Genomic DNA, 3,254 nt, shown 5'->3' on the forward strand with positions numbered 1-3,254 from the left:
ACCACCAGCAGGGCGACGTCCACCTCGCCCTCGATGTCACGGACCGAGCTGACGCAGGGGCGGCCCAGGATCTCGCCGCCCTTGGGGTTCACCGGGACGATGCGGCCCTCGAACCCGTTCTGGTCCAGGAGCGCCAGAACGGAATGTCCGAGCTTGCCGCGCGTCGAGGAGGCTCCCAGCACGGCGACAGTCTTCGGCGCGAACACCCGGTCGAGCGTGCGGCTGATCGTCGGACGGGTCATGCGCCTCCCGGTGCGGGTCGATGTCGGGCGCCCGCTTTCGGCGGCTACGTGCCCGTTCGCCCCGCCCTCGTCAATGCCAATGTCCGTTGTGCGGTACGGACTTTCAAAATATGCATTCCGCCGAAGCGGGGATGACAGGCGCATGAGCGGGGACGAGGGGCTGCTGTACGGGGTCGATCAGGGCATCGCGACGATCACCCTGAATCGGCCGGAGCGACGCAACGCGATCAACGTCGCGACCGCCAACCGCCTGCGCGAACTCTGGGACGAGATCGACGCCGACCCGGCCGTCCGGGTGGTGATCGTCACCTCGGCCGATTGCGGCACGTTCAGCGCTGGCATGGACTTGAAGGAAGCGGCTGAGATCCGACGTGAGCGTGGGGTCGACGTGCTGGATCTCGTCCGCGACCCGTTCATGGAGCGCATGCGGGCGGTCGAGAAGCCGCTGGTCGCCGCCATGACGGGCCACTTCCTGGCCGCCGGCATCATGATGGCGGTGAATTGCGACCTCCGCGTCGGGCTCGCCGGCACGGTCGGGGGCATCACCGAGGTGCAGCGCGGACGCGGCTCGCCCTGGGCCGTGCCGATGCTCTGGATGCTGCCGCAGGCGGTGTTCTCCGAACTGGCGCTCACCGGAGAGCCGATGTCGATCGAGCGGCTGCAGGGCCTCGGCTTCATCAATTACGTCGAGCCGACGCCGGACGCGGTGCGGGCCCGGGCCTCGGCCCTGGCCGGCCGCATTCGCGACAACGCGCCCCTCTCGGTCGGGGCCGCCAAGGCCAGCATCAAGGCTGCCATGGCGCTGGGCTGCGACGCGGGAATCGCCGAGTCGAAGCGCCTGCACGTTCCGGTCTATGCGAGCGAGGACGCCAAGGAGGGCCCGCGCGCCTTTGCCGAGCGCCGCGCTCCGGCGTGGACAGGCCGGTAGGGGCGGCTGGAAGGCCGCGCTCCGGCGGGATAACCAAGAACCGCGGGAGCCGACCGGGTGCGTATCACGATAGCAGGCAGGGCGCGCGGCGACGCGCAGCAGGGCGAGGACGAGGTCGGGGTCGTGTCCCTGGCGCGCGGGCTCGAATTGATGCGGGCCTTCGGCACGCGTGAGACGCCGCTCGCCAACAAGGATCTGGCGGAACGGGCGCGGCTGCCCAAGCCCACCGTGGCGCGCCTCACCTATACGCTCGTCGAGACCGGCTTTCTGTCCGTCTCGGCCGAGGGGCCGGGCTATCGGCCCGGCGAGAAGATGCGGCGCCTCGGCGCGGCCTGCCTCGCCTCCCTGCCGCTCACCAGCCTGGCCCGCCCGGCCATGCAGCGCCTGGCGGACCGGTTCGACATCTCCGTCGCGCTCGGGGCGCCCGACCGCGAGTCCATGGTCTACCTGGTCGATTGCTGCGGGCCCGGAACGGTCGCCATGCGGCTGCGGGCCGGCACCTCCGTGCCGCTGACCGAGACCGCCATGGGCCGGGCCTATCTCTGGGCCGCCGCCCCCGAATTGCGCGAGCGTCGCCTGGCCGAGATCCTGGCCGCCGATCCGGAGGGCGGCGAGGCGCGGGTCGCGAACTGCCGGGCCGGCTTCGCGGAGGCCGACCGCACCGGGTTCGTCAGCTCCTTCGGCCAGTGGCTTCGCCATGTCTCGGCGGTCGGCGCGCCCGTCTGGCTCGGTCCGGACGAGCCGCTTCTGGCGCTGAACGCCGGCACGTCGCGGCGCATCTCCGAGGCGACCTTCCGGGGCGAGGTCGGTCCGGCTCTCGTCGAGGTCGCGGCCGAGATCGCGAGCGCCATGGGTGCGGCCGGCCAAACCTTCTGGGGCGAGTAGATGGAGCCTCGGCAGGAGCTGCGGGACGTTGCGCCCGACGACGCGGCCGCGCTGCGCAAACAGGACCGCAAGTTCGTGGTCGCGCTCGGGCGGGGCCTGTCGATCCTGGAAGCCCTGGCGGCGGGCGAGACCTGGCTCGCCAGCGGAACGCTCGCCGCGCGGGTCGGCCTGCCGCGCCCGACCGTGTCCCGCCTGCTCCAGTCCCTGGTTCAGGACGGCTACGTCCACTATTCCGAGCGGCGCCGGCAATACCGCCTCGGCCTCGGCGTCGTGGCGCTGGGTCAGACCGCCACGGGCGCGAGCGGCGCCGCGCAACTGGTGCAGCCCTATCTCCGCTACCTGGCCGACACCTTCAACGTGCACGCCTCGCTGGCCGGCCGCGACCGGCTCGACGCGGTGCAGATCGAGGTGTGCCATTCGACGACGACGCTGATGACGCTGCAGCTCGACGTCGGGTCCCGCATTCCGCTGGCCGGCACGGCCACCGGGCACGCGCTCCTGGCCACGCTGCCCGAGGAGGAGCTCGAGCTCCTGTACGGGCATCTCAGCCGGCGCCACGCCAAGCACTGGCACGAGATCAGGGCCCGCATCGAGGAGGCCCGGGCGGAGCACGCGGCGCGCGGCTACACCACCTCGCGGCACGGCTGGATGACCGACATCAACGGCGTTGCGGCGGCGCTGCCGCGCGACCGGGACGGCGCCGTCCTGGCGCTGTCCTGCGGGGCGCCGGCCCGCCACCTCCCTCGGGCCAAGATGGAGGTGATCGGCCAGGAGCTGAAGCGCATCTCGGCCGAGATCGCGGCCGGGCTCGCCGACAGCTAGCGGCGGCCCGGATCCCGGCTCACTGCTTCTCGATGCCGCTCACCGCGACATAGGTCGCCCATTTCGCGGTCTCGCTCTGCACAAAGGCGCCGAGTTCGGCCGGCGTGGAGCCGAAGGGTTCGCCCCCGATGCTGCGGAAGAAGGACTCGGCGTCGGGCGCGTTGATGGCCTTCAGGATGCCGGCGTTGAGCCGGGCCACCAGGTCGGGCGGCGTGCCGGCCCGGGAAAAGGCGGCGAGCCAGCCGATGATCTCGTAATCGGGGACGCCGGCCTCCTGCATGGTCGGCACCTCGGCCAGCTGGCCGACCCGCTGCGCCGTGGTGACCGCGAGCGCCCGCACGGCCTTGGCCTCGATCTGGGGCAGGGCGGTCGGCAGG

Annotated in this window: 5 protein-coding genes; 3 read left to right on the top strand and 2 right to left on the bottom strand. The window is 72.1% G+C overall.

The window, feature by feature from the left end; all coding sequences use genetic code 11:
- Positions 1-242: CoA-binding protein (locus tag JWR86_RS11120; protein WP_299565070.1), on the bottom strand; the 242-nt coding region annotated here is incomplete at its 3' end.
- 142 nt (positions 243-384) lie between these two features.
- Here JWR86_RS11120 and JWR86_RS11125 point away from each other — a divergent pair.
- From JWR86_RS11125 to JWR86_RS11135, 3 genes are read left to right on the top strand one after another with little or no spacing between them, the layout of a single operon-like run.
- Positions 385-1,170, top strand: a complete 786-nt coding sequence (locus tag JWR86_RS11125; RefSeq protein ID WP_299565073.1) for an enoyl-CoA hydratase-related protein — start codon at positions 385-387, stop codon at positions 1,168-1,170.
- Positions 1,171-1,227: 57 nt separating this feature from the next.
- Positions 1,228-2,055 (top strand): IclR family transcriptional regulator, encoded by an 828-nt coding sequence (locus tag JWR86_RS11130; protein ID WP_299565076.1) that lies wholly within the window; start codon positions 1,228-1,230, stop codon positions 2,053-2,055.
- Positions 2,056-2,877: a helix-turn-helix domain-containing protein gene (locus tag JWR86_RS11135; protein WP_299565079.1), complete on the top strand. Its 822-nt coding sequence runs from the start codon at positions 2,056-2,058 to the stop codon at positions 2,875-2,877.
- Between the two features lie 19 nt (positions 2,878-2,896).
- Here the strand turns inward: JWR86_RS11135 and JWR86_RS11140 are convergent.
- On the bottom strand, positions 2,897-3,254 hold a 358-nt coding region (locus tag JWR86_RS11140), incomplete at its 5' end, for a tripartite tricarboxylate transporter substrate-binding protein (protein WP_299565082.1).

Origin of the sequence: Enterovirga sp. (assembly GCF_028290205.1) — a bacterium.
Classification (GTDB): Bacteria; Pseudomonadota; Alphaproteobacteria; order Rhizobiales; family Beijerinckiaceae; genus Enterovirga.

Excerpts from the sequence above, each read along its gene's own strand:
- JWR86_RS11135 (WP_299565079.1), top strand. The coding sequence starts at position 2,056 with ATGGAGCCTCGGCAGGAGCTGCGGGACGTTGCGCCCGACGACGCGGCC.
- JWR86_RS11125 (WP_299565073.1), top strand. The coding sequence starts at position 385 with ATGAGCGGGGACGAGGGGCTGCTGTACGGGGTCGATCAGGGCATCGCG.